26 protein-coding genes and 1 pseudogene are annotated in these 23400 nt (G+C 66.8%); 13 read left to right on the top strand and 14 right to left on the bottom strand.

Annotation, left to right across the window (positions count from 1 at the left end; all coding sequences use genetic code 11):
* Both ppk2 and IB273_RS22720 read right to left on the bottom strand, forming a co-directional pair.
* A complete protein-coding gene (gene ppk2, locus IB273_RS22725; protein ID WP_225610278.1) occupies nt 1-882 on the bottom strand; it encodes a polyphosphate kinase 2 in 882 nt (293 codons plus the stop codon).
* 240 nt (nt 883-1122) lie between these two features.
* A complete protein-coding gene (locus IB273_RS22720; protein WP_081515200.1) occupies nt 1123-2088 on the bottom strand; it encodes a magnesium transporter CorA family protein in 966 nt (321 codons plus the stop codon).
* Nucleotides 2089-2177: 89 nt separating this feature from the next.
* Between IB273_RS22720 and IB273_RS22715 the strand changes: the two genes are divergently transcribed.
* The 3 genes from IB273_RS22715 to IB273_RS22705 all read left to right on the top strand — a co-directional run bounded on the left by IB273_RS22715 (nt 2178) and on the right by IB273_RS22705 (nt 5716).
* On the top strand, nt 2178-2459 hold the full coding sequence (locus IB273_RS22715; RefSeq protein ID WP_081515199.1) for a hypothetical protein: 282 nt from the start codon (nt 2178-2180) through the stop codon (nt 2457-2459).
* Nucleotides 2460-2540: 81 nt separating this feature from the next.
* Nucleotides 2541-2774 carry a TIGR02647 family protein gene (locus IB273_RS22710; protein WP_081515198.1) on the top strand — a complete coding sequence of 78 codons (234 nt, stop codon included), beginning with the start codon at nt 2541-2543 and terminating at the stop codon, nt 2772-2774.
* A 92-nt stretch (nt 2775-2866) separates the two neighbouring features.
* Entirely contained in the window at nt 2867-5716 is a 2850-nt protein-coding gene (locus IB273_RS22705; protein WP_192225086.1) for a class I adenylate cyclase, read from the top strand.
* Nucleotides 5717-5759: 43 nt separating this feature from the next.
* Here the strand turns inward: IB273_RS22705 and rnk are convergent, their stop codons facing one another.
* The 4 genes from rnk to IB273_RS22685 all read right to left on the bottom strand — a co-directional run bounded on the left by rnk (nt 5760) and on the right by IB273_RS22685 (nt 7923).
* Nucleotides 5760-6164 (bottom strand): nucleoside diphosphate kinase regulator, encoded by a 405-nt coding sequence (rnk, locus tag IB273_RS22700; protein ID WP_081515196.1) that lies wholly within the window; start codon nt 6162-6164, stop codon nt 5760-5762.
* A gap of 181 nt (nt 6165-6345) precedes the next feature.
* Entirely contained in the window at nt 6346-6552 is a 207-nt protein-coding gene (locus tag IB273_RS22695; RefSeq protein WP_081515195.1) for a DUF1289 domain-containing protein, read from the bottom strand.
* Entirely contained in the window at nt 6530-6865 is a 336-nt protein-coding gene (gene cyaY, locus IB273_RS22690; RefSeq protein WP_024762102.1) for an iron donor protein CyaY, read from the bottom strand. The genes IB273_RS22695 and cyaY overlap by 23 nt, the downstream gene beginning before the upstream one ends.
* Nucleotides 6862-7923, bottom strand: a complete 1062-nt coding sequence (locus IB273_RS22685) for an AraC family transcriptional regulator (protein ID WP_081515194.1) — start codon at nt 7921-7923, stop codon at nt 6862-6864. The genes cyaY and IB273_RS22685 overlap by 4 nt, the downstream gene beginning before the upstream one ends.
* A 153-nt stretch (nt 7924-8076) precedes the next feature.
* On the opposite strand from IB273_RS22685, the gene lptM reads away from it, so the two are divergent.
* The 6 genes and pseudogenes from lptM to IB273_RS22655 all read left to right on the top strand — a co-directional run bounded on the left by lptM (nt 8077) and on the right by IB273_RS22655 (nt 11725).
* Nucleotides 8077-8217 carry an LPS translocon maturation chaperone LptM gene (lptM, locus tag IB273_RS22680; RefSeq protein ID WP_081515193.1) on the top strand — a complete coding sequence of 47 codons (141 nt, stop codon included), beginning with the start codon at nt 8077-8079 and terminating at the stop codon, nt 8215-8217.
* A 145-nt stretch (nt 8218-8362) separates the two neighbouring features.
* Nucleotides 8363-8539 (top strand): annotated as a pseudogene (locus IB273_RS22675) (diaminopimelate decarboxylase); the annotation flags it as partial.
* 13 nt (nt 8540-8552) lie between these two features.
* Nucleotides 8553-9383, top strand: coding sequence for a diaminopimelate epimerase (gene dapF, locus IB273_RS22670; protein WP_081515191.1), 831 nt, complete (start codon nt 8553-8555; stop codon nt 9381-9383).
* 11 nt (nt 9384-9394) lie between these two features.
* Nucleotides 9395-10096: a DUF484 family protein gene (locus IB273_RS22665; protein ID WP_081515190.1), complete on the top strand. Its 702-nt coding sequence runs from the start codon at nt 9395-9397 to the stop codon at nt 10094-10096.
* Nucleotides 10097-10130: 34 nt separating this feature from the next.
* On the top strand, nt 10131-11036 hold the full coding sequence (gene xerC, locus IB273_RS22660) for a tyrosine recombinase XerC (protein WP_151188708.1): 906 nt from the start codon (nt 10131-10133) through the stop codon (nt 11034-11036).
* The gene (locus IB273_RS22655) at nt 11033-11725 is read left to right on the top strand and encodes an HAD family hydrolase (RefSeq protein WP_081515188.1); all 693 of its coding nucleotides are present in this window, start codon (nt 11033-11035) and stop codon (nt 11723-11725) included. Before xerC ends, IB273_RS22655 begins: the two co-directional genes overlap by 4 nt.
* 183 nt (nt 11726-11908) lie before the next feature.
* Here IB273_RS22655 and sutA read toward each other — a convergent pair whose 3' ends face one another.
* The 4 genes from sutA to glnK all read right to left on the bottom strand — a co-directional run bounded on the left by sutA (nt 11909) and on the right by glnK (nt 14568).
* Nucleotides 11909-12241, bottom strand: coding sequence for a transcriptional regulator SutA (gene sutA / locus IB273_RS22650; RefSeq protein WP_045215410.1), 333 nt, complete (start codon nt 12239-12241; stop codon nt 11909-11911).
* A gap of 78 nt (nt 12242-12319) precedes the next feature.
* Complete coding sequence (locus tag IB273_RS22645) at nt 12320-12745, bottom strand: secondary thiamine-phosphate synthase enzyme YjbQ (RefSeq protein ID WP_081515187.1); 426 nt, start codon at nt 12743-12745, stop codon at nt 12320-12322.
* Nucleotides 12746-12852: 107 nt separating this feature from the next.
* Nucleotides 12853-14187, bottom strand: coding sequence for an ammonium transporter (locus tag IB273_RS22640; RefSeq protein WP_081515186.1), 1335 nt, complete (start codon nt 14185-14187; stop codon nt 12853-12855).
* Nucleotides 14188-14229: 42 nt separating this feature from the next.
* The gene (glnK, locus tag IB273_RS22635; protein WP_003457590.1) at nt 14230-14568 is read right to left on the bottom strand and encodes a P-II family nitrogen regulator; all 339 of its coding nucleotides are present in this window, start codon (nt 14566-14568) and stop codon (nt 14230-14232) included.
* 403 nt (nt 14569-14971) lie between these two features.
* Here glnK and IB273_RS22630 point away from each other — a divergent pair, with 403 nt between their 5' ends.
* The gene (locus tag IB273_RS22630; RefSeq protein ID WP_081515185.1) at nt 14972-15259 is read left to right on the top strand and encodes an accessory factor UbiK family protein; all 288 of its coding nucleotides are present in this window, start codon (nt 14972-14974) and stop codon (nt 15257-15259) included.
* Nucleotides 15260-15297: 38 nt separating this feature from the next.
* On the top strand, nt 15298-16788 hold the full coding sequence (locus tag IB273_RS22625) for a YifB family Mg chelatase-like AAA ATPase (protein ID WP_192225085.1): 1491 nt from the start codon (nt 15298-15300) through the stop codon (nt 16786-16788).
* On the opposite strand, the gene IB273_RS22620 is transcribed toward IB273_RS22625, so the two are convergent.
* Together IB273_RS22620 and IB273_RS22615 are read right to left on the bottom strand one after the other, a co-directional pair.
* Nucleotides 16785-17273 carry a RidA family protein gene (locus tag IB273_RS22620; RefSeq protein ID WP_081515183.1) on the bottom strand — a complete coding sequence of 163 codons (489 nt, stop codon included), beginning with the start codon at nt 17271-17273 and terminating at the stop codon, nt 16785-16787. The genes IB273_RS22625 and IB273_RS22620 overlap by 4 nt on opposite strands.
* 28 nt (nt 17274-17301) lie before the next feature.
* Nucleotides 17302-17532 carry a DUF1127 domain-containing protein gene (locus tag IB273_RS22615; RefSeq protein ID WP_081515182.1) on the bottom strand — a complete coding sequence of 77 codons (231 nt, stop codon included), beginning with the start codon at nt 17530-17532 and terminating at the stop codon, nt 17302-17304.
* Nucleotides 17533-17717: 185 nt separating this feature from the next.
* Here IB273_RS22615 and IB273_RS22610 point away from each other — a divergent pair, with 185 nt between their 5' ends.
* On the top strand, nt 17718-19166 hold the full coding sequence (locus tag IB273_RS22610; RefSeq protein WP_192225084.1) for a PLP-dependent aminotransferase family protein: 1449 nt from the start codon (nt 17718-17720) through the stop codon (nt 19164-19166).
* A gap of 82 nt (nt 19167-19248) precedes the next feature.
* Nucleotides 19249-20052, top strand: a complete 804-nt coding sequence (locus IB273_RS22605; protein ID WP_081515180.1) for a TlpA disulfide reductase family protein — start codon at nt 19249-19251, stop codon at nt 20050-20052.
* Between the two features lie 13 nt (nt 20053-20065).
* Here IB273_RS22605 and IB273_RS22600 read toward each other — a convergent pair whose 3' ends face one another.
* Together IB273_RS22600 and IB273_RS22595 are read right to left on the bottom strand one after the other, a co-directional pair.
* On the bottom strand, nt 20066-22042 hold the full coding sequence (locus IB273_RS22600) for a methyl-accepting chemotaxis protein (RefSeq protein ID WP_151188713.1): 1977 nt from the start codon (nt 22040-22042) through the stop codon (nt 20066-20068).
* A gap of 426 nt (nt 22043-22468) precedes the next feature.
* Nucleotides 22469-22945 (bottom strand): Bro-N domain-containing protein, encoded by a 477-nt coding sequence (locus IB273_RS22595; protein ID WP_192225083.1) that lies wholly within the window; start codon nt 22943-22945, stop codon nt 22469-22471.
* Nucleotides 22946-23400: the final 455 nt, after the last annotated feature.

Genomic DNA, 23400 nt, shown 5'->3' with positions numbered 1-23400 from the left:
TCAGGCCGGGATGCCTTCCGGCTCTGGTATCTGCACCGGGACCATTGCCTGCGCCGGGCGCTCCAGCTCATCGCGGTCCATCAGCGCGGCACGGCCCGTCAGCAGTGCATCCGGGGCACGGGCGATCTTCGGGTTCTTGTCCGGGTAATCCAGGCTGTGCAGGAAGTGCCGCAAGCAATTGAGCCGCGCGCGCTTCTTGTCGTCGGACTTGACCACCACCCAGGGCGCGTCGGCGGTGTCAGTGTGGAAGAACATCGCCTCCTTGGCCTGGGTGTAGTCATCCCAGCGGTCCAGCGACTGAATGTCGATCGGCGACAGCTTCCAGTGCTTGAGTGGATCGTCGCGGCGCGAGACGAAGCGGCGCAGCTGCTCCTCGCGGCTCACCGAAAACCAGAACTTGAACAGGTGGATGCCATTGCGCACCAGCATGCGCTCGAGCTCCGGCGTCTGCTGCATGAACTCCAGGTACTGGCGCGGCGAGCAGAAGCCCATCACCCGTTCGACCCCGGCGCGGTTGTACCAGGAGCGGTCGAAGAAGACGATTTCACCGGCCGTGGGCAGGTGCTGGATGTAGCGCTGGAAATACCACTGGCCGCGCTCGGCGTCGCTGGGCTTCTCCAGCGCCACCACGCGGGCGCCGCGCGGGTTGAGGTGTTCGGTGAAACGCTTGATGGTGCCCCCCTTCCCGGCAGCATCGCGGCCCTCGAAGAGCAGGACGATGCGCTGGCCGGTCTCTTTCACCCAGTTCTGCACCTTCAGCAGCTCGATCTGCAGTTCGGCCTTGGCCTTCTCGTACTCCCTGCGCTGCAGGCGCTTGCGGTAGGGATAACTGGCGGGCAGCTGGGCGGAGCCAGAGTCCTCGTTGCTGCCGCGCGGGGCCATGGCGACGGTCAGCGCGACCGGGCCCTGACTCTGCGCCTGGATCTGCGCGCCGCCCTCGGTGGTCACTTCGGGCAGCGCCGCGGCGGCGGGCTTGCTGGCTTCGGGTTGCGGCAGGCTCTCCTGGGAAATGGGCTGCCGGGGCTTGGGCTGCTGGGCCATGGTCTCCTCCTGTGAGACGTGGGGACGGCCCTCCACTGTGCTACCCGTGCCGCAAGCCTTTCTTGACCCGCATCAACCCGCCTAGAGCCAGCCTTTGTACTTGAACCAGTAGTAGGGAATGATCGCCGAGATGACCATCGCCACCAGCGCCATGGGGTAGCCGGCCAGCCATTGCAGCTCCGGCATGTGCGCGAAGTTCATGCCGTACACCGTGCCCACCAGGGTCGGCGGCAGGAACAGCACGGCAGCGATGGAGAACACCTTGATGATGCTGTTCTGCTCGATGTTGATCAGACCCAGGGTGGCGTCCAGCAGGAAGGTGATTTCCCCGGCCATCTTCGTCTGGTACTCGCTGAGCGAGCGTACATCGCGCTCCACCGACTTCATGCCCAGCTTCACCTCGTCGCTGATCCAGCCGTTGCTGCCCTGACGGAAGTACGACAGCGGCCGGCTGATGCTCAGCAGGCTCTCGTTGAGCTTGGACAGCAGCGAGTTCTTGCGCCCCAGTTGCTTGACAACTTCCTGCAGGTCGGCCTTCTCGCTGGCCGGGCCCTCGCGGAAGATGCTGGTGCCCAGGCTGTCGAGCTGCTTCTGGACGATCTCCAGCACGTCGGCGATGCGGTCCACCACGCTGTCCATCAGGGTCACGAACAGCTGGTCGCTGCGACCCTCGCAGCCGCCGCGCTGGGTGCGCGTCTCGAAGGTACGGAAGGCCAGCAGGTCGGTATAGCGCACCGTCACCAGCCAGTGCGGGGTCAGCACGCAGGTGACTTCCGAGACAGTGGGATTGTGCTCGCGGATGCCACCGACCACGCTGGTGGTCATGTACAGCGCACCGTTGCTCTCGTAGAAGCGCGAGGAATCTTCGATCTCGGCCATCTCCTCGCGGGTCGGCACATCCACCGCGATGATCGACTCCAGCAACTGCTCCTCTTGCGCCGTGGGCTGGAACAGATCGATCCACAGCGTGTCCTTGGGCATGCCGTGGCACTCGCTGCCGTTGTGGCGCACCAGGCGGTCGCCGACAAGGGTGTAATAGGTGATCATGTCGCCCGACGATCCTTTTACGCACCTGAAGTTGCCCCGCAGGTTGGCCAACTTCGGGCGGCTTCACAAGTCCGCCGGAGAGCAATGTGATGACAGACCCAGACGATGGCGAAGAGTCCTTCGCCGAAGACACCCTGATCCAGGCCATCGAGAACCAGATCGAAAGCGAGAGCCCGGCGGCCGCCCGCGCGGTGTTCAACAAGCTGACCCTGGTCGGCTACGAACGCGAGGACGCCCTGCACCTGATGGCCCTGGTGCTCGCCCACGAGATCGAGGCGATGCTGGCCGAGGACCGCCCGTTCAACGGCGAGTGGTACGAACAGGCCCTGCGCGCGCTGCCGACCCTGCCCGATGGCACTGTTGCCGAATGAGACAGCGGCATAACAGCGCTTGCCGAACCGGTCTGACTTGAGACTACACTGAAGCCTCATTGACCATCGGGAGTTAGGCGAATGGCTTTCACGAAAGAAATGGTTGAGGAACTGGACCTGCTGGCGCTCTTTGACCTGGAGAACAGCCAGGCGGGATTGAAAGTCCACCACGATGCTTCCGCCGAAGCCGTGGCGGCTGCCGGCCGGCTTCACGCCAAGGGCCTGATCGACAAGCAGGACGGCGGCTATCTCACCGGTCTGGGGCTTGACGCCGCCGAGCACGCCCAGGTCCTGCTCGGCATCCTGCGCAGCTGACCTCAAGTTCCCCCGCGAGCGGGCGATAAACTGGCACACTTCCGAGCGCCGCATTCCCTGATGCGGCGCCGCTGGCCAGACAGCAGTACGCCATGACGCTCACCCCCGAGATCCGCCCGGACATCGACGACGGCATCGACCGAAAGGTGCTGACGCAGCTGCGTCAACGCTTCCTCAAGGTCAACGCCGCGCGGCTGCATCGGGCCAGCGAAGCGCTTTCCACGCGCCAGCAGCTTGTTCTGAAGCTGTTGCCACTGCTGCTGGACGTGAACCATCCGCTGCTGCCCGGCTACGTGTCGGCCAGCACACCCGCCGGGCTGTCGAACTTCGTCCCGGGCGACGACATCCTCGCCGAAGCCCAGCGCCTGACCCGCTCCTTCAGCTACAAGACCCGACGCGGCAACCCGCCGCTGCCGATCCACGGGCTGTTCCTGATGGGCAGCCTGGGCACCGTCGCCCAGGCCGAGCAGAGCGACCTGGACCTCTGGGTCTGCCACGCCTCCGACCTCACCGAGCGGGAGCTGGCGGAGCTGCGCCGCAAGTGCGAGCTGCTCGAACAATGGGCCGCCACCCAGGGCGCCGAGGTGCACTGCTTCCTCGTCGACCCGCAGCACTACACCCAGGGCGCCCGCGAGGCCCGGCTGACCTCCGACGACTGCGGCACCAGCCAGCACTACCTGCTGCTGGACGAGTTCTACCGCACCGCCATCTGGCTCGGCGGCCGCACGCCGCTGTGGTGGCTGGTGCCGGTCTACGAAGAGAGCCGCTACGCCGAGTACTGCCAGACGCTGCTGAACAAGCGTTTCATCCGCGCCGATGACGTCCTCGACCTCGGCCACCTGGCGCGCATCCCGCCGGGCGAATTCATCGGCGCCGGCATGTGGCAGCTGTTCAAGGGCATCGAGTCGCCCTACAAGTCGGTGCTCAAGCTGCTGCTCACCGAGGTCTACGCCAGCGAACACCCGCAGGTGTCCTGCCTGAGCCTGCGCTACAAACAGGCGATCTACGCCGGGCGCCTGGATGTGGAGGAGCTGGACCCCTACGTCATGCTCTACCGCCGCCTGGAGGAATACCTCAAGGAGCGCGGCGAAACCGAGCGCCTGGAGCTGATCCGCCGCTGCCTCTACCTGAAGGTCGGCAAGAAGCTCAGCCGCCCGCCGCGCCAGGGTCACAAGAGCTGGCAGCGCAAGGTGATGGAGCGCGTCTCGGCGCCCTGGAAGTGGGACAGCCGCGCCTTCGCCCAGCTCGACAGCCGCAGCCAGTGGAAGGTCCGCCAGGTACTGCTGGAGCGCCGCGCGCTGGTCAACGAACTGACCCACAGCTACCGCTTCCTCTCGCAGTTCGCCCGCCTGCAACACGCAGCCAGCGGCATCAACCCGCGGGACATGGGCATCCTCGGCCGGCGTCTGTATGCCGCCTTCGAGCGCAAGGCCGGCAAGGTCGAATTCATCAACCCGGGCATCGCCCCGGACATGGCCGAAGACATCCTCACCCTCGCCCAGCTGCCCGGCGGCGAGGCCGGCAAGCCACCGTACTGGGCGCTGTTCGGCGGCAACCTGTCGCTGCAGGAAATGGCCGACTTCGCCCCGCTGCGCCGCGCCCGCGACCTCATGGAACTGCTCACCTGGAGCCACCGCAACGGGGTGATCGATGCCACCACGCGGCTGTCCCTGCAACCGGGCAGCAGCGACCTGACCGAGTTCGAGCTGCAGAACCTGCTGGGCTGCCTGCAGCAGGCCGTTCCGCTGCCGCTCGACGAGGTGCCGGAAAGCGCCCTGCTGCGCAGCGCGGTGCCTTCGCAGGTATTGCTGCTGGTGAACGTCGGTGTCGACCCGCTGCGCCAGCACAGCCAGATGAACGTGCACATGACCACCGAGCGCACCGACTCGCTCGGCTATTCCGGCGTGCGCGACAACCTGGTGCTGACCCTCGACCAGATCACCCTGAACAGCTGGAACGAACTGCTGGTCAGCCGCTACGCAGGCCCGCACGCGCTGCTCGACTGCCTGCGCGAATTCCTCAACAGCGTGCCCTCCGACGCCCCGCCGCCGCGCCTGCTGGTGCGCTGCTTCTGCCGCAACCGCGCCACGGCCATCGCCCAGCGTGTGGAAGACCTGTTCCGCGACGCCCATGCCCAACTCGCCAGCGGCAAGGGCGGGCGCTACCTGTTGCAGGTGCGCCAGCACTTCCACCTGCTGCACCTGGTGCCGGGCAGCGTCAGCCATCGGGTGATCGACGGGTTGCCGGCGCTGGTCGAGCACCTGGGCGACACCCAGGACGACAGCGGCTTCCTGCAACTGGACCGGCACGCGCTGGAGGGCGACGACCTCGCCATGATCCTGCCACTGGGCCGGGCCAATACCGTTCAGGTGTTCTACCGCCTGGATGAAGGCAGCGCGGAAATCACCATCCTCGACGAGCGCAACGCCCTCTGGCGGCGCCGCCAGGAATACGACACCGAGGAAGGCCTGCTGCTACCGCTGCAGCGCTTCCTGCAATCGGTGCAGTACCGCCGCAACGCGGTGATTTCGCTACTGGAAGCGCAGGGCCCGGTGGGCGCCGACATCCTCTTCTACGAAGTGGTGACCAACGGCCACCAGCGCGCCCAACGCATCGAGCGACGCAACGCGCCACAACCGCTGGAAGCCCTGCCGTTCTACAACGTGCAGGCGATCGTCGAACCGGGCGAAGGCCAGCGCGCGCGCACCACGCTGTTCTGCAACCACCGCGAATTCTCGGAACTGGAGTTCGGCAACGAGCTGTTCCAGGCCGCCGCCCGGCACATCCTCGACCGCCGACGCGGGCAGGAGCGCTACCCCTGCTACATCACCGACCTGGACCTGTCGGCCATGCGTGAGGGCGGGGAACTGCAGACGGTGCACTTCCTGCGTTACAAGCAGAGCCTGGAGCAGGCGCTGAACCGGGCGCTGGCCGAGGCCTGAAGGCCAGCCGGACGCCCGGAGAGGGAGGTTCCCGAAGGGGAACTCAGCGATCGAAGTCGCCGGCCGCTTCCGGCTGGTATTCCACTTCCAGCAGGGTCAGCTTCAGCGTCTTGCCGCTGGGTACCGGCCAGTCGATGCTCTGGCCGGTGGTCAGGCCGAGCAGCGCAGTGCCGACCGGAGCAAGAATCGAGACCTTGCCTTCACCGCCGACGCCAGCCGGGTAGACCAGGGTCAGGTGGTATTCCTTGCCGCTGCCTTCTTCGCGGCAGCGCACGGTGGAGTTCATCGTGACCACGCCCGGCGGTATCTCGTCGTGGCCGACCACCGTGGCGCGGGCCAGTTCGGCCTCCAGCGCCTCGGCCGCGGGGCCGTACTCATCCAGGCTGTCGAGCATGCGCTCCAGACGTTGCAGGTCGAGTCGAGTCACGGTGATGGGAGTCGTGGTCATGATGGTTGGCAGTCTCCTTACAGGAGAGCCCCGGACGCTCGCGCGTTCGGGGCCCTGGGTGTTCTGGCAGTAAAGACGTTCGGGGATCGAACGTAATGAAATCCGAAAAAAGAAAAACCCCGCCCAAGGCGGGGTTTTCCCGGACACTAACACAGCACAGAAAATAAGCAACACCGACCAGTCACCACTTCGGCCGATGGTTGTTTCGGCGCTTTTCGCAGTCCGCCAGAATCGCCAGGCGCCGCTCGCCGTCGGCCTCGTTCCACTCCAGGATCTCGCCCAGGGTGCGCCCGCAGCCGACGCAGATGTCCGCGTCGTCCAGGCAACAGCGCCGGCAGCAGGGCGAGGCGACGCTGGCCCGCGGCTCAGATGCCGGGGAAGTCGACATCCTCACCTGCCTGCTCCAGGGTCGCGCGATTGAGCAGCGCGCCCAGCGGTTCGCGGGTGCTGTCGCAGATCCACAGCGAGCCGGATTCGTCGTAGTCGAAATGGAAGCCGCCGGAGCGCGCCGCCACCCACAGCTGGCGCAGCGCCGGCTGGCGGCTGAGGATCAGCTGGGTGCCGTTCTCGAAGCGCACGGTCAGCACGCCGCTGGAGTTCTCCAGGTCCAGGTCCAGGTCGCTGTCGTCGAAGGCGTCCTCCACCGTTACCTGTACAGCGTCCACCAGGTCATGGAAGCGGGCTTCGCTCAAAGTGCTCATGCATCGTCCTCGGGATCAGTCAAAGGCACCAGTTTACGCCGGTATTCGCCCAGACTCTGCCCCGTCCAGCGCCGGAATGCGCGGGCGAGCGAGCCGGCTTCGCTGAAGCCCAGCAGGTAGGCGATGTCGGCGGTGTCCAGCGCCGGGTCGCGCAGGTAGTGCAGCACCAGTTGCTGGCGGGTTTCGTCCACCAGCTGGCTGAACGACAGGCCGGTGTCGCGCAGCCGCCGCTGCAGGGTGCGCGGGCTCAGCGCCAGGGTCTGCGACAGGCGCTCCAGGTCGGCGCCCTGCTCCGGCAGCTGGCGCGCCAGCTCCAGGCGCGCGCGGTCGAGCACGGTGTCGCCCTTGTTGATTTCCACCAGCAGGCGTTCGGCGTAGGCATCCAGGGTGCGCTGCACCTGGGCGTCGGCCTGGCCGAGCGGTAGCGAAAGCAGGCGCCTGGGGAAGACCAGGGCATTGTCCGGCTGATCGAACAGCACCGGGCAGCGGAAGATGCGCTCGTGCTCGCTGACATCCGCCGGAGCGCTGTGGCTGAAACGCACCTCGAACGGCACCTCGTCCACGCCGCTGACCCAATGGCCGAAACTGACCCAGCCGGCCAGCGTCTCTTCGCTCATCTGTCGTTGCTGTTGCGGCAGCAGCGGCTCCCAGCTGTGCTTCACCAGCGCCTCACAACCGGCGCGCGGCGGCTCGTCGGCCAGCTCGACGCGGCCCAGGTTGCCCACCAGCGAGGCATAGCGCGCCTGGCGGTGCAGGGCGTCGGAGAGCGTCGCGCAACTCATGATCAGGTAGCCGAGCACGCCGTAGTAGCCGGGGCGCACCGCCTCGCCCAGGTGCAGGCCGAGGTTGTCGTCGCCGCTCAGGCGCACGCCGGCGCCCACCAGCTCCAGGTAGGCGCTGGCGGCGATGCGCTGGTCGCGCTGGGCGAGGATCGAGGGCTCCAGGTGCACCGTCGCCAGCAATTGCGCCGGGTCCACGCCCTGGCGCTGCAGATGCTCCACGAGGCCCTGCAGGTAGGCCACCGACACCGAACTGGGCAGGGGATCGCGATAGTCCATCAGGCATTCCATTTTTTGCCCGCCATCATAGGGCCACCGGCCCTTTCGGCGCGAGCCGCAAGCCCCGCCGGGCGGGAGTCCGCTTGAATAGGCAAGCCGGCGGGGGGTCGGTATACTCCGGACCCATTGACGCTTTATTACAAGGATTCCGCCATGAAGCGACTGCTGCTTCCCTTCGTCGCGCTCGCCGTCTTCACCGCCGCGCTGGCCGGCTGTGGCCAGAAAGGCCCGCTGTACCTGCCGGACGACCAGAAGGCCAAGAGCGAGCACAGCAAGGACCGCTACGGTCTCTGAGGGCGTTCCCATGGACGCCTTCGACGTCCGCGACGGGCAACTGTTCGCGGCAGACCTGCCGTCGCCGGCAATCGCCGGGCGCCTCGGCATGCCGCAAAGCGGTAACGGCGAGCTCCTCGCCCGACTCCGCAACCCCGTCCGCGAAGAAGGCGGCCTGCTGGCCGTGCGTTCGGCCGGCGCCTATGGTTTCGTCATGAATTCCAACTACAACACCCGGGGCCGCGCCGCCGAGGTGCTGGTGGATAGCTCGGCCGCGCACTGGGTGCGTCGCCACGGAACACGACCAGAGCTGTTCGCCGGCGAAAGCCTGCTGCCGGACTGAGGCCGAGACGACGATGCTTCTGCGTTTTACCAAGATGCATGGGCTGGGCAATGACTTCATGGTCCTGGACCTGGTCAGCCAGCACGCCCATGTGCAACCACGCCACGTCAAACAGTGGGGCGACCGCAACTTCGGGGTCGGCTTCGATCAGCTGCTGATCGTCGAGCCGCCAAGCACGCCGGACGCCGACTTCCGCTACCGCATCTTCAACTGCGACGGCACCGAGGTCGAACAGTGCGGCAACGGCGCGCGCTGCTTCGCCCGCTTCGTGGTCGACAAGCGCCTGACCGCGAAGAAGACCATCCGCGTGGAAACCAAGGGCGGCATGATCGAGCTGACCATCGCCAACGATGGCCAGGTCACCGTCGACATGGGCCCGCCGCGCCTGCAACCCGAGCAGGTGCCGTTCCAGGCCGGTGCCGAAGCGCTGAGCTACCCCCTCGAAGTGGATGGCCAGCAGTACCAGCTGGCGGCCATCTCCATGGGCAACCCGCACGGCGTGCTGCGCGTGGATGACGTGGACAGCGCTCCGGTGCGCACCCTGGGGCCGAAGCTGGAAATCCACGAAAGCTTCCCGCAGAAGGCCAACATCGGCTTCCTGCAGATCGTCAATCCGCACCAGGCGCGCCTGCGCGTCTGGGAACGCGGCGCCGGCGAGACGTTGGCCTGCGGCACCGGCGCCTGCGCCGCCGCGGTCGCCGGCATCCGCCAGGGCTGGCTGCAATCGCCGGTACAGATCGACCTTCCCGGCGGACGGTTGTCCATCGAGTGGGCAGGACCGGGTCAGCCCGTTATGATGACCGGGCCCGCCGTGCGGGTGTTCGAAGGCCAGGTACGTCTATAACCGGGACGCTTATGACCGATACTCCGCAGGACCCCACCGTTACGCTCGAAGCCGAACAGGTCGCCGACTATCTTCGCCGGCACCCTGAATTCTTCGTCGATCATGACGAGCTGATCCCGGAGATGCGCATTCCGCACCAGCCGGGCGACGCCGTGTCGCTGGTGGAGCGCCAGGTACGCCTGCTGCGCGAGCGCAACATCGAGATGCGCCATCGGCTGTCGCAGCTGATGGACGTGGCCCGCGACAACGACCGGCTGTTCGACAAGACCCGCCGCCTGGTGCTCGACCTGCTCGACGCCACCAGCCTCGAGGAAATCGTCAGCACGACGGAAGACAGTCTGCGCCACGAATTCCTCGTGCCTTACGTCAGCCTGATCCTGTTCAGCGACAACAACCTGCCGGTGGGCCGTTCGGTGAGCAGCGCCGAGGCGCACCAGGCGATCGGCGGCCTGCTGTCGGGCGGCAAGACCGTCTGCGGCGTGCTGCGCCCCCACGAGCTGGCCTTCCTGTTCTGCGAAAGCGAACGCGAGCAGGTCGGCTCCGCCGCCGTGGTGCCGCTGACCTTCCAGGGCCTGCACGGTGTGCTGGCGATCGGCAGCCCCGACCCGCAGCACTACAAGAGCTCGCTGGGCACCCTGTTCCTGGGCTACGTCGCCGAAGTCCTCGCGCGGACCCTGCCGCGCTTCTCCACGCCACTGCGCTCGGTGCGCTGATCCCGCCGGGCCTTCACCGCTGGGAGCTGATCGCTTGTCGCTCGAAGCCGATCTGGATGCCTACCTGGAACACCTGCGCAGCGAACGCCAGGTGTCCGTCCATACCCTCGACGGCTATCGCCGCGACCTGCTGCGCCTCGCCGCGCTCTGCGAAAAGTCCTCGCTGAACGAGTGGCCCGCGCTGCAGGTGCGCGACCTGCGCATGTTCGTCGCCCGCCTGCACCAGCAGGGCCTCGCCAGCCGCAGCCTGGCGCGCCTGCTGTCGGCCACGCGCGGGCTGTACCAGTACCTGATCCGCGAAGGCCGCTGCCGGCACAACCCCGCCGACGGCCTCGCCGCGCCCAAGGGCGCACGCAAGCTGCCGCGTACCCTGGACACCGACCGCACCGCGCAACTGCTCGACGGTGGTGTCGAGGACGATTTCATCGCCCGCCGCGACCAGGCGCTGCTGGAGCTGTTCTATTCCTCGGGCCTGCGCCTCTCCGAACTGGTCGGCCTCGACCTGGAGTGGCTGGACCTCAAGGACGGCCTGGTGCGCGTGCACGGCAAGGGCAACAAGGTGCGCGAACTGCCGGTCGGCCGCGCCGCGCGGCAGGCCATCGAAAACTGGCTGCCGCTGCGCGCCCTCGCCTCGCCACAGGACAACGCCGTGTTCATCGGCCGCAGCGGCAAGCGCCTGACGCCCCGCGCGATCCAGCTGCGCGTGCGCGAAGCCGGCGTGCGCGAGCTGGGCCAGCACCTGCATCCGCACATGCTGAGGCACTCCTTCGCCAGTCATATGCTGGAGTCCTCCCAGGACCTGCGCGCAGTGCAGGAGCTGCTCGGCCACGCCGACATCGCCACCACGCAGATCTACACCCACCTGGACTTCCAGCACCTCGCCACGGTCTATGACCAGGCGCACCCACGGGCACGCCGTAAACCCGGAGCAGAAGAATGAGTATCCGTCTGGTCACCTTCGACCTCGATGACACGCTGTGGGACGTCGCCCCGGTGATGAACAGCGCGGAAGCCACCCTGCGCGACTGGCTGGCAGTGAATGCCACGCAGTTGGGCCCGGTGCCCATCGAACACCTGTGGGCGATCCGCTCGCGGCTGATGGAGCAGGACCCGATGCTCCGGCACCGCCTGAGCGAACTGCGCCGACGCATCCTGTTCCACGCCCTGCTCGACGCGGGTTATCCACAAGCCGAGGCCAGCGACCTGGCCGAAGCCGGGTTCCAGACCTTCCTCCACGCGCGACACCAGGTGGCGCTGTTCCCCGAGGTGCATCCGACCCTGGAGCAACTAGCCAACCGCTTCATCCTCGGCGTGCTCACCAATGGCAACGCCGACGTGCGCCGCCTGGGCCTGGCCGATTACTTCCAGTTCGCCCTGTGCGCGGAAGAACTCGGCGTCGGCAAACCTGATCCACACCCGTTCCAGGAAGCACTCAAGCGCGGCGGCGTGGCGGCGGAACACGCCGTGCACATCGGCGACCACCCCAGCGATGACATCGCCGGCGCGCGTCGCGCGGGCATGAAGGCGATCTGGTTCAACCCGGCGCGCAAGGCATGGGACGGCGAAGAGGCGCCCAGCGCGATCATCCACAACCTCTCCGAGCTGCCCGGCGTTCTAGCAAATCTGTAGGTGCGGACCAGACCCTAGGGCGCATAACCCGGAACGGGTTATCCGCCGATTGCGTCGCGGCGGATAACGCTGGCGCGTTATGCGCCCTACGATTTGTAGGAGCGGCCGCCAGACATACGCGGACATGAAAAAGCCCCGCCGCTCCTCACGGAACGGCGGGGCTTTTTCATGTCGCGTCAGATATCAGATAGGGCGGCTGCCGTATTTGCTATCCGGCTTCTTGGGCGGGTCGGCCACGACGTTCGGCTCGATCTCCTGCACCTTGCCACCGCGAGTGAGGAATTCCTCCATCGCGCGAGCCAGTGCATCACGATCCTTCTGCTTGGCTTCGACCGAGGGCAGTTCCTCTTCTTCCGCAGCGGCCTTGGCTTTCTTGCCACCGCCCTTGGGAGAAGGGGCTTCATCCCCATCGCCGCTGTCTGCTTCGGCGTCGCTGTCGTCCGCTGCGGCGAGTTCCTCGCCATCGTCCTCGTCAGCGCCGTCCAGCTCGTCCTGTTCCAGTTCTTCGTCGCTCATTGTTCAACCTCTGTGGTGCTGCAAAGCACGTTAGTTATAGCCCAGCTGCGCGCTTTGACGAACGCCGCCGGAAAAAATTCATACAAGCTCGCCCTGCCAGGTCGCCACGATCTTTCGCGGCCCGCCGTGGTCGCGGTGCTCGCCCAGATAGATACCTTGCCAGGTGCCCATTGCCAAGCCTCCCTCCTGTATCGGCAGCGTCAGCTGACAGCCCAGCAGGCTCGACTTGAAATGCGCCGGAAGGTCGTCCGGACCTTCGTAGTCATGTTCATAGCCGCTCTCGCCCTGGGGCACCAGGCGATTGAAGAATCGCTCGAAATCGCGGCGCACCGAGGGGTCGGCATTCTCATTGACCGTCAGCGAAGCGGAGGTGTGCTGCAACAGCAGGTGCAGCAGGCCGACCCGGCACTTCGACAACTCCGGCAGCGCAGCCAGGATCTCGTCGGTGACCAGGTGGAAACCTCGCGGGCGAGGGCGCAGGGTGATGGTCTTCTGCTGCCACATGGCGGGCAATCCTTGCGTCGCTAACGGTGATGCGCGCGCATTCTAGCGTGCTGATCGAAAAAACAAAGGGCGCCCGAGGGCGCCCTTCGTCGAACTTGCGCGAACCCTTACAGGTTGTAACCGCGCTCGTTGTGCAGGGAGAGGTCCAGACCCACGGTTTCCTCTTCCTCGGAGACGCGCAGGCCCATGACCAGGTCCAGGACCTTGAGGATCACGAAGCTGACGATACCGGTGTAGACGATGGTGAAGGCCACGCCCTTGAACTGGGTGAACAGCTGCGCGCCGATGTCGGTCACGGTGCCGAAGCCGCCCAGTGCCGGGGCTGCGAACACGCCGGTGAGCAGGGCGCCGACGATACCGCCGACAGCGTGCACGCCGAAGGCGTCCAGGGAATCGTCGTAGCCGACGGCGCGCTTGAGGCTGGTGGCGGCAAAGAAGCAGATCACGCCAGCGGACAGACCGATGACGATGGCGCCCATCGGGCCACAGGTACCGGCAGCCGGGGTGATGGCGACCAGGCCGGCAACCACGCCCGAAGCGATGCCCAGGGCGCTCGGCTTACCGTGGGTGATCCACTCGGCGAACATCCAGCCCAGGGCGGCGGCGGCGGTGGCGATCTGGGTGACCAGCATGGCCATGCCGGCGGTGCCGTTGGCGGCAGCGGCGGAACCGGCGTTGAAGCCGAACCAGCCGATCCACAGCAGGGCGGCGCCGATCAGGGTGTAGCCCAGGTTGTGCGGGGCCATGGCAGCGGTCGGGTAGCCCTTGCGCTTGCCGAGGACGATGCACGCCACCAGGCCAGCGATACCGGCGTTGATGTGCACCACGGTGCCGCCGGCGAAGTCCAGCACGCCCCAGTCCCACATCAGGCCACCGTCACCGCTCCAGACCATGTGGGCGATCGGTGCGTAGACCAGGGTGAACCACAGCGCGGTGAAGATCAGCATGGCCGAGAACTTCATGCGCTCGGCGAAGGCGCCGACGATCAGGGCCGGCGTGATGATCGCGAAGGTCATCTGGAACATCACGAAGACGCTCTCAGGGAACAGCGCGGCGGCGGAAGTCAGGCCGCTGGTGGTCAGGCCGCTGAGGAAGGCCTTGTCCAGTCCGCCGACGAAGGAAGCGAAGTTGACCACGCCCTTTTCCATACCGACGGTATCGAAGGCCAGGCTGTAGCCGTAGACGACCCAGAGGATGCTGATCAGCGCGGTGATCGCGAAGCACTGCATCATGATCGACAGGACGTTCTTGGCGCGCACCATGCCGCCGTAGAACAGCGCCAGGCCAGGGATGGTCATCAGCAGCACCAGGGCGCTGGAAATCAGCATCCAGGCGGTGTCGCCGCTGTTCAGGACGGGGGCCGCAGCCTCGTCGGCCAAGGCCAGACCGGGCATTGCGAGGGGCAATAGGGCGCCTAGCCCTGCGTATTTGCGCAGAGTCATTGTTGTTTCTCCTGGGGCGTGGGGGTTCGGTGTGGGCTTGGCTTAGATCGCGTCGGTGCCGGTTTCGCCGGTACGGATACGAATGGCCTGTTCCAGATTTACGACAAAGATCTTGCCGTCACCGATCTTCCCGGTGTTGGCGGCCTTGGTGATGGCTTCAATAACACGATCCAGCTGGTCATCGGCGATGGCGACGTCGATCTTCACCTTCGGCAGGAAATCGACAACGTATTCCGCGCCACGGTACAGCTCGGTGTGACCCTTCTGCCGGCCGAAGCCTTTGACTTCGGTCACAGTGATGCCCTGCACGCCGATCTCGGACAGCGACTCACGAACGTCGTCCAGCTTGAACGGCTTGATGATGGCTGTGACTAGCTTCATGTAACTCTCTCCCGTGTTTTGGTGGACCCGCCCCAGGAAGAACGAACCCGGAGACAAGTCTAAGCGCAGTGTCTGGCTTTTGTAATGCGCCGGCCGCCCTACCTCAGCACTCCGACTGCCTTGATCGAAGCAATCCACCGCCTCGCCTGCCGCACCGGAACTGCATCGGTGCACGCCATATCTGCCCCAAAGCATGAAGCTTGCCAGTTCGTGAAAATGCCCGTGGCATCAGGCACTTGGCCTGAAACAGGGCTTTCTGGCGAATCGCCAGCGCTGCCCTGGCGCACCGAAAGCGCGCACGCAGAGCGGGCACACTGCTCAAAAAGCGTGCAACCCGGCGCGCCGCAGCCAGCGCCGGCTGCGTGATAGACTGCGCTCTGATTCAATCCGGAACCCATGAACCATGCTGCCGCCCAAAGCCTTCCTCGATGCCATCAGCCAACAAGCCGGACGTCTGTTCGGTGGCGAATCGCCCCTGCCGAAGGCCGAGCTGGAAGCCCAGTTCAAGGTTCTGATGCAGAGCGCCTTCAGCAAGCTCGACCTGGTCAGCCGCGACGAATTCGACAGCCAGATGGTCGTCCTCGCGCGCACCCGCGCCCGTCTCGAGGCGCTGGAAGCGAAGGTCGCGGAGATGGAAGCCAGGCTCTCGCCCGCCGACACCGCCGCACCTGCCCCCGCCGCCGAAGAATAAGTCCCGCCTGGCGGGCGGCATGCGATCAGGAGTGATCCATGTCCCTCGCCATCGTCCATAGCCGCGCCCAGGTCGGTGTGGAAGCGCCCGGCGTCACCGTCGAGGCGCACCTGGCCAACGGCCTGCCGTCACTGACCCTGGTCGGCCTGCCCGAAGGCGCCGTGAAGGAGAGCAAGGACCGCGTGCGCAGCGCCCTGCTCAACTCGGGCTTCGACTTCCCCAACCGCCGCATCACCCTGAATCTCGCCCCGGCCGACCTGCCCAAGGACGGCGGGCGCTTCGACCTGGCCATCGCCCTGGGCATACTCGCCGCCAGCGGCCAGCTGGCCGATGCCGCCGGGCTGGATGGGCTCGAATGCCTGGGCGAACTGGCTCTCTCCGGTACGCTGCGGCCGGTCCCCGGTGTACTGCCCGCCGCGCTGGCAGCCCGTGCTGCCGGACGCGCGCTGGTGGTGCCGAAGGAGAACGCCGAGGAAGCCAGCCTCGCCAGCGGCCTGACCGTCTACGCCGTCGGCCACCTGCTGGAGCTGGCCGCGCACTTCAGCGGCCAGGAACGCCTGCGCCCTTACGAAGCCAACGGCCTGATGCGGGTGACACCGCCCTACCCCGATCTCTCGGAAGTGCAGGGCCAGGCCGCCGCCAAGCGTGCGCTGCTGGTGGCCGCCGCCGGCGCCCACAACCTGCTGTTCAGCGGGCCGCCCGGCACTGGCAAGACACTGCTCGCCAGCCGCCTGCCCGGCCTGATGCCGCCGCTGGATGAAGACGAGGCGCTACAGGTGGCGGCGATCCATTCCGTGGCCGGGCGCGGGCCGCTGACCCACTGGCCGCAGCGGCCTTTCCGCCAGCCGCACCACACCGCCTCAGCGCCAGCACTGGTCGGCGGTGGCAGTCGTCCGCAGCCGGGGGAAATCACCCTGGCCCACGAAGGCGTGCTGTTCCTCGACGAGCTGCCGGAATTCGATCGCAAGGTCCTGGAAGTGCTGCGCGAGCCGCTGGAAGGCGGCGAGATCGTCATTGCCCGCGCCAATGGCCGCGTGCGCTTCCCGGCGCGCTTCCAGCTGGTGGCGGCGATGAACCCCTGCCCCTGTGGCTATCTGGGCGACCCCAGCGGCCGTTGCCGTTGCTCGCCGGAGCAGGTCCAGCGCTACCGGGCCAAGCTCTCCGGGCCGCTGCTGGACCGCATCGACCTGCACCTCACCGTCAGCCGGGAAAGCACCAGCCTCGCACCCAGCGGGCCGAGCACCAGCAGCGCCGAACTGGCTGTGCAGGTCGCCGCCGCGCGCCAGCGCCAGCTTACCCGGCAGGGTTGCGCCAACGCCTTTCTGACCCTGAAGAAGATGCACCAATATTGTGCATTGAGCCCGGAAGACCAGGCCTGGCTGGAGAAGGCCGGCGAGCGCCTGAACCTGTCACTGCGCGCCCTGCACCGGATTTTCAAGGTCGCCCGCACCCTCGCCGACCTGCAGCAGGCAGACGACATTGCCCGCCCGCACCTCGCCGAGGCGCTGCAGTACCGCGCGGGGCACTAGCCCGGCAGGTCGTGCGCGACGGCGAGCAGATTCAGCTCGACCGTGGCGTTCTTCGGCAACTGATAGACGCCAACCGAAGTGCGCGTGTGCACACCGGCCGCGCCCAGCACCTCGTACAGCACCGCCGATGCGCCGTCGGCCACCTCGCTCAGTTGGGTAAAGTGCTCTGCCGACTGTACGAACACGTTGAGCTGCAACACTCTGCGCACCCGGTCGAGATCACCCAGCGCCTGCCGCAGCAAGGCCAGTGCGCGCATCACGCAGACCTTGGCTGCCAGTTGGGCATCGGCCATTGAGACTTCACTGCCCGCCCGGCCGATGACGACGATTTCATCACCCACCCGCGGAATCTGCCCACTGACGTGCACCTGGTTTCCTTCGATGAGGAAAGGCACGTAGTTGCCGCCGATCTTCATTTCACCGCTGAAGTCGTAGCCGAGTTCGGCGGCGATCCTTTCAAACGCAGCAGCGCGCGTCTCGCTCATAAACACTCCCTGATGGGTCAGTTTCCGGTCAGCAGCGCCAGAACGGCCGCATCGCTTCGATCACCGCCTGCTCGCGGGTGACGCCGATATCCTTCAGCTGCGCATCGGACAGCTCCAGCAGCTGCTTGCGGGTACGCACGCGGCGCCAGAACTGCTGCCAGCGGCTTTCCTGCGGAGCGCGCGGAGCTTCACGCACGCCGGGGATCTCCAGCAGTTCCTGTTGGTAAAGGGTCAGCCGCACATCGCTCAGGCCGCTCATGTCGTCACTCCTCCAGTCGAGCTCTTTCGAACGTGGGACTAGCGTGACGAATCGGCGGAAATCATTACAGATTCAACGCGGTTAAGTTTTTTCCATACAGACTCGAGCGAAATCCTTCTGAATGGCGTATTTTTTCCCGATCTGTACTGCATTCCGCCGAGTCTGTCCGGCACGGGAGATCTGTCATGAAACGCTACGCGCAGCTGGCCGCCACCCTCGGCGACCGCATCGAGCAGGGCCTGTACCGTCCCGGCGACCGCCTGCCCTCGGTGCGCGCGCTGAGCGAGGAGCACGGCGTCAGCATCAGCACCGTGCAGCAGGCCTACCGTGTGCTGGAGGACTCCGGGCTGGTTGAGCCCAGGCCGAAGTCCGGCTACTTCGTACCCGAGCGCCGCGAGTTGCCACCGATGCCGGCCATGACCCGCCCGGCGCAACGGCCGGTAGACGTGTCGCAGTGGGACCAGGTGCTGGAACAGGTACGCCGCGCGCCCGGCGGCGATTTCGTTCAGCTCGGGCGTGGCACGCCGGACATCGCCAGCCCCTCGCTCAAGCCGCTGCAGCGGGCGATGGTGCACGCCGCGCGCCGCACCGACCTGCAGAGCCTCGGCTACGAAGGCATCCAGGGCTCGCTGCCGCTGCGCGAGCAGATCGCCCGGCTGATGCTGGATTCCGGTTGCCAGGTGCCGCCCAGCGAGATCGTCATCACCACCGGCTGCCAGGAGGCGCTGGCCATCACCCTGCGCGCCATCTGCGAGCCGGGCGACATCATCGCCATCGACTCACCCAGCTTCCACGGCGCCATGCAGGCGCTCAAGGCCTATGGCCTGAAGGCGCTGGAAATCCCCACCGACCCCACCAACGGCATCAGCCTGGAGGCGCTGGAACTGGCCATGGAACAGTGGCCGGTGAAGCTCATCCTGCTCACCCCCAACTGCAACAACCCGCTGGGCTACATCATGCCCGACGCGCGCAAGCGCGCTTTGCTCACGCTCGCGGCACGCTATGACGTGCCAATCCTCGAGGACGATGTCTACGGCGAGCTGGCCTACGCCTATCCGCGCCCCCGCAGCATCAAGTCCTTCGACACCGACGACCGCGTATTGCTGGCCAGTTCCTTCTCCAAGACCGTGGCGCCCGGCCTGCGCACCGGCTGGGTGGTGCCGGGGCGCTACCTGGACCGCATCCTCCACTTCAAGTACATCGCCAGCGGCACCTGCGCGCCGCAACCGCAGATGGCGCTGGCCGAGTTCGTCGGCGGCGGCCACTACGAGCCGCACATCCGCCGCATGCGCGCGCAGTACCAGCGCCACCGCGACCTGATGACCGAATGGGTCGGCCGCTACTTCCCCGAGGGCGCGCGGGTCACCCGGCCGCGCGGCGGTTTCATGCTCTGGGTCGAGTTCGACCCGCTGTTCGACAGCGTGCGGCTGAACCAGGAGCTGCGCCGCGACAACGTGCAGGTGGCGGCGGGCAACATCTTTTCCGCCTCGGGCAAGTACCGCAACTGCATCCGCATGAACTACTCCCACCGTGACCTGGCGGTGATCGAGGATGCCGTGCGCAAGGTCGGCGCCTGCGCCAAGCGGTTGACCGCCGAGCTGCGCGAGCAACAGGCCGAGCCACTGCCCGCCTGAGACGAAACATTTATCCACAGCCCGGCGCTGCCCCGTGGCGGCGCCCTGCTGTACCTTGGTTTCCTTTTGCCAGGCACCCGCTTTGACCAGTCTCACCCTCGGCCCGCTGGCCCTTCCCCTGCCCCACGTGCTGCTCTACCTCGGCTTCTTCGGCGCCCTGCTGGCCGGCTGGCTGGCCGGGCGCAAGCGCGGCGCCAACCCCGAAGGCGCGCTGTTCGCCATGTTCCTCGGTGGCCTGCTGGTGGCGCGGCTGGCCTTTGTCGCGCGCTACTTCGAGCAGTACGCGGCGACGCCGCTGAGCATCGTCGACATCCGCGATGGCGGCTTTCTCGCCCTGCCGGGAGTGATCGCCGCCGCATTGATCGGCGCGCTGCTGGCCTGGAAGCGGACAGAGCTGCGCCGCCCGCTGGCCGTCGCGGCCGTGGTCGGTGTGTGCCTGTGGGGTGGCGGCAAGGCCGTGACCTCGGCGCTGGACCGCAGCCAGCAGATTCCTGAACTCACGGTGATGGACCTGCGCGGCGCCGCCGTGGACCTGCGCGCACTGGATGGCCGGCCCATGGTGGTGAACCTCTGGGCGACCTGGTGCCCGCCGTGCCGACGCGAGATGCCGGTGCTGGAGGCCGCCCAGCAGCAGCGCAGCGATGTGCGCTTCCTGCTGGTCAACCAGGGCGAGAATGCCGAAGCCGTGCAGCGCTTCCTGCGCGACCAGGGCCTGAGCGAAGCGGCGGTGCTGCTCGACAGCGGCAACCGCCTCGGCCAGGCCACCGGCTCCTACGGCATGCCAACCACGCTGTTCTACGACGCCCAGGGGCGCCTGAAGCACAGCCAGATGGGCGAACTGTCCGCCGCCAGCCTGGAGTACGGGCTGGGCCAGCTCAAGGACTGACCCGCCCGGCGCTTCAGCGGAAGCGCCCGACCTCGTCGCGCAGGCCGGCGGCCAAGCTGTCCAGCTCGCGCACGGTCTGCGCCAGATCGGCCACCACCTGACGCTGTTCGCTGTTGGCCTGGGCGATGCCCTGCAGGTTGCTGCTGAGCAGCGTCGCGGTGCGGCTCTGCTCCTGGGTCGCGGTGGTGATGGCGGCGAACTGCTCGCCGGCCGCGCTGCTCTGCTGGGAGATTTCCGCCAGTGCCGCGGCGACCTTCTCGTTCAATGCCAGCCCGTGCTGCATCAGCTGGCTGCCCTGCTCGATGGTTTCGGTGGCACTGCCGGTGTCCTGCTGGATGGCGCCGATCATCTGCGAGATTTCCGTGGTGGCGGCCTGGGTGCGCGCCGCCAGGCTGCGCACTTCATCGGCGACCACGGCGAAGCCGCGACCCTGCTCGCCGGCACGGGCGGCCTCGATGGCGGCGTTGAGCGCCAGCAGGTTGGTCTGCTCGGCAATCGAAGTGATCACCCCGACGATGCTGCCGATCTCCTGGGAGCGCGCGCCGAGGCGGTTGACCCGCTCCACGGTCTGCTGCAGCGCGCCGGCAATCTGCGCCAGCGAGGCGGAGGCATCGTCCATGGAATGCAGGCCGATGCGCGTCTGCCTGGTGTTTTCGCTGGCCATGCGTTCGGTGCTGCGCATGTTGTCGGCAATGTCCATCGAGGTGGCGCTGAACTCTTCCACCGCGCCGGCCATGCTGTTGATCTCGCCGGACTGCTGCTCCATGCCGGCATAGGCGCCGCTGGAAAGACCCGACAGCGAACGCGAGCAATGCCCCACTTCCTCCGCCGCGCCGCGCACCCGCGAGACCATGCTGGAGAGTGCCTCGCCCATCTGGTTGAAGCTGCGCGCCAGGTCGCCGATCTCGTCACGGCTGGCAACCGACAGGCGCGCGCCCAGGTCGCCGGCGCCCAGTGCATGGGCCTGGCGCACCAGGTCGCCCAGCGGACGCAGGCGGCGTTGCAGCAGCCAGGTGGTGGCGATCACCGCCAGCAGCATGGCGATCAGGCTGCCCATGGCCAGTTGGCCACCGACGCGCCAGGTCACCGCGCGGATCTCGTCCTTGGGCATGCTCGCGACGACGGTCCAGGGGCCGCCGGCGAAGGGCTGCGCCACGCTGTAGAAGTCATCCTGGCCGTCGCTCCAGAAGCGGCCACGGCCGGGGTTGTCCAGCAGGCTGGCGAGGCTGTCGGCGGCGCGCTCGGGGTTGCGCGCGCCGGCCGGCGGCACCAGCCAGTGGTGTTGTTCGTCCAGCAGCGCCAGCGAGCCCCCCTGACCGAGGCGGAAGCGACCGAGGTTGTCGAACTGGCGTTTCTGCGCGTCGGTGTAGTCGAAGCCGACGAACAGCACGGCGATCACCCGCCCGCTGCCGTCGCGCACCGGGGTGTACTGGGTCATGTAGAAGCGATCGAACAGCAGCGCGCGGCCGACGTAGCTCTCGCCACGCATCAGCAGCGGGTAGGCCGGGCTGTTGTGGTCCAGCACGGTGCCCATGGCGCGGCTGCCGTCCTGCTTCATCAGCGAGGTGGTGATGCGCACGAAATCTTCGCCATCGCGCACGAACACGGTGGCGACGCCGGCGGTGAGCTGGCGGAATTCGTCGACCAGGGTGAAGTCGCCATTCAGGCGGGTATCGCCCAGGTACAGCGCCGGGGCTTGCAGCGCGGCGACCGGCACGCGCTCATCGGTGTGCGCTTGCAGGCCGGCAGCGAAGCGCTTCTCGAACAGGCCGGCGAGGCGCTGGGTGCTCTCGCGCAGGGTGCCGTGGAAGGTTTCCAGCTGGTCCGCCAGCAGGCGCGCTTCGCTGGCAAGGTGTTCTTCGCGGGTAGTCAGGGTAGCGCTGTCTAGCGAGCGCAAGGCAAACAGCGTGCTGCCGCTGATCAACAGGATCAGGAGCACGGCCAGGGCCATCGCCAACTGCAGGGCGATGCGGGATCGGGGCTGGTTCATTTTTCTGCTTCTGCACGCAACGGCGGGCCGTCGCCCGTGGTTCGAGGAGCGGCCTGCTTCGGTTCGAGGGGAGTGCCGGCGTGGTTCGCCGGTCTGCACAGGCTATCGGCGGCGCGTGACAATACTTGAGTCATTCACCCGGATTTGGCTTGGGGCGGGGGCTCCAGTCCGGGCAACGGCGCTCCTGCAGTGTGAATCCGGAGTCAGTCCGCAGGATGGTGTGGAGCGCAGCGCCGTAGGGCGCATAACCCGGAACGGGTTATCCGCCGCAAGCCCCACGGCGGATAACGCTGGCGCGTTATGCGCCCTACAGGAGTGACCGGAGGCACGACGCAGGATGGCGTGGAGCGCAGCGATACCCATCGATCTCCGTGCACCGACAGCATGGGTATCGCTGCGCTCCACCCATCCTACGAAAGCGTCCCCTTACACGCGCAGGTGGTTTTCCATCAGGCCGACGGCGTCGCGCCAGCGCAGCCACAGGCTGCCCTGCCAGTCCATCACCGGCAGCGATTCGCCGAGCAGGAGCTGCATGCGCCGGCGCGGCAGGCGGGAGTCGTGGTTGGAGGCGTCGCGCAGGGCGGGCACCACGTCGTTGGTCAGCCATTGGCGCAGGCTGCGGTTTTCCGGGTGGTGGCAGTAGATCAGCAGCAGGGCGTAGAAGCCGCTCTCGCTGACCAGCAGTTCCGGTTCGGTACTGCCGGCAAGGCGCTCGCGGCGGGACTGGTCGTGGTCCAGCCGGCCGATGAGATGGGCGTCGACGGGGCGGTTGATCAGCTTGCTCAGGTCGCGCACCACGAACCACGCCTGCTGCTCGATCAGCAGGGCGCGCAGTTGCCGGTTGTAGCGGACGAACAGGGTCGGGATCAGGCCGTCGTCGGCCGGGGAAATCGAAAGGTTCATGCTGTAGCTCCTTGCTCATTCAAGAAGCCGCCGCCCGAAACTGCCGAAGGAGGGAGGCGGACCGTGCAAGGGTGGAAACCAGCGCAATGTTGTCACAAAGCCGGCCGGACAGAAGTCCGCCTCACACGGCCCGCCATGGACAGCAAAGCGAACCCGGCACCGAAGGGGTGCCGGATTGCTCCTGTATATAGCGACAACAACACTGCACGGGTTTCCACGCCCGGCCACGATGACACTGTGGCAGGGCGGAACGCTAAGCAGTGGACTCGTAGGACCGCAACGCCAGAGGCCTGTGGGACAGTTCTCTGTCGAGAGGCGCATCTGGCAGAGAATCGATAGGACAGCACCGATCCTCCGAAGGGATCGTCCGCAATGCCCTACCCCCTCGCAACCTTCGTCAGAGCATTCCATCGGTAAACGCTGACGGATGTGAATTGGATTTCACTATCACGCGA

The sequence above is a fragment of the Pseudomonas sp. PDM19 genome (genome assembly GCF_014852215.1).
GTDB lineage: Bacteria > Pseudomonadota > Gammaproteobacteria > Pseudomonadales > Pseudomonadaceae > Pseudomonas.
The sequence above is the reverse complement of the archived record's forward strand: the minus strand, read 5'-3'. Positions and strand labels throughout refer to the sequence as shown.

Coding starts and splice junctions, on each gene's coding strand:
- ppk2 (WP_225610278.1), bottom strand. CDS start 882: ATGGCCCCGCGCGGCAGCAACGAGGACTCTGGCTCCGCCCAGCTGCCC.
- IB273_RS22720 (WP_081515200.1), bottom strand. CDS start 2,088: ATGATCACCTATTACACCCTTGTCGGCGACCGCCTGGTGCGCCACAAC.
- IB273_RS22715 (WP_081515199.1), top strand. CDS start 2,178: ATGACAGACCCAGACGATGGCGAAGAGTCCTTCGCCGAAGACACCCTG.
- IB273_RS22710 (WP_081515198.1), top strand. CDS start 2,541: ATGGCTTTCACGAAAGAAATGGTTGAGGAACTGGACCTGCTGGCGCTC.
- IB273_RS22705 (WP_192225086.1), top strand. CDS start 2,867: ATGACGCTCACCCCCGAGATCCGCCCGGACATCGACGACGGCATCGAC.
- rnk (WP_081515196.1), bottom strand. CDS start 6,164: ATGACCACGACTCCCATCACCGTGACTCGACTCGACCTGCAACGTCTG.
- IB273_RS22695 (WP_081515195.1), bottom strand. CDS start 6,552: ATGTCGACTTCCCCGGCATCTGAGCCGCGGGCCAGCGTCGCCTCGCCC.
- cyaY (WP_024762102.1), bottom strand. CDS start 6,865: ATGAGCACTTTGAGCGAAGCCCGCTTCCATGACCTGGTGGACGCTGTA.
- IB273_RS22685 (WP_081515194.1), bottom strand. CDS start 7,923: ATGGACTATCGCGATCCCCTGCCCAGTTCGGTGTCGGTGGCCTACCTG.
- lptM (WP_081515193.1), top strand. CDS start 8,077: ATGAAGCGACTGCTGCTTCCCTTCGTCGCGCTCGCCGTCTTCACCGCC.
- dapF (WP_081515191.1), top strand. CDS start 8,553: ATGCTTCTGCGTTTTACCAAGATGCATGGGCTGGGCAATGACTTCATG.
- IB273_RS22665 (WP_081515190.1), top strand. CDS start 9,395: ATGACCGATACTCCGCAGGACCCCACCGTTACGCTCGAAGCCGAACAG.
- IB273_RS22655 (WP_081515188.1), top strand. CDS start 11,033: ATGAGTATCCGTCTGGTCACCTTCGACCTCGATGACACGCTGTGGGAC.
- sutA (WP_045215410.1), bottom strand. CDS start 12,241: ATGAGCGACGAAGAACTGGAACAGGACGAGCTGGACGGCGCTGACGAG.
- IB273_RS22645 (WP_081515187.1), bottom strand. CDS start 12,745: ATGTGGCAGCAGAAGACCATCACCCTGCGCCCTCGCCCGCGAGGTTTC.
- IB273_RS22640 (WP_081515186.1), bottom strand. CDS start 14,187: ATGACTCTGCGCAAATACGCAGGGCTAGGCGCCCTATTGCCCCTCGCA.
- glnK (WP_003457590.1), bottom strand. CDS start 14,568: ATGAAGCTAGTCACAGCCATCATCAAGCCGTTCAAGCTGGACGACGTT.
- IB273_RS22630 (WP_081515185.1), top strand. CDS start 14,972: ATGCTGCCGCCCAAAGCCTTCCTCGATGCCATCAGCCAACAAGCCGGA.
- IB273_RS22625 (WP_192225085.1), top strand. CDS start 15,298: ATGTCCCTCGCCATCGTCCATAGCCGCGCCCAGGTCGGTGTGGAAGCG.
- IB273_RS22620 (WP_081515183.1), bottom strand. CDS start 17,273: ATGAGCGAGACGCGCGCTGCTGCGTTTGAAAGGATCGCCGCCGAACTC.
- IB273_RS22615 (WP_081515182.1), bottom strand. CDS start 17,532: ATGAGCGGCCTGAGCGATGTGCGGCTGACCCTTTACCAACAGGAACTG.
- IB273_RS22610 (WP_192225084.1), top strand. CDS start 17,718: ATGAAACGCTACGCGCAGCTGGCCGCCACCCTCGGCGACCGCATCGAG.
- IB273_RS22600 (WP_151188713.1), bottom strand. CDS start 22,042: ATGAACCAGCCCCGATCCCGCATCGCCCTGCAGTTGGCGATGGCCCTG.
- IB273_RS22595 (WP_192225083.1), bottom strand. CDS start 22,945: ATGAACCTTTCGATTTCCCCGGCCGACGACGGCCTGATCCCGACCCTG.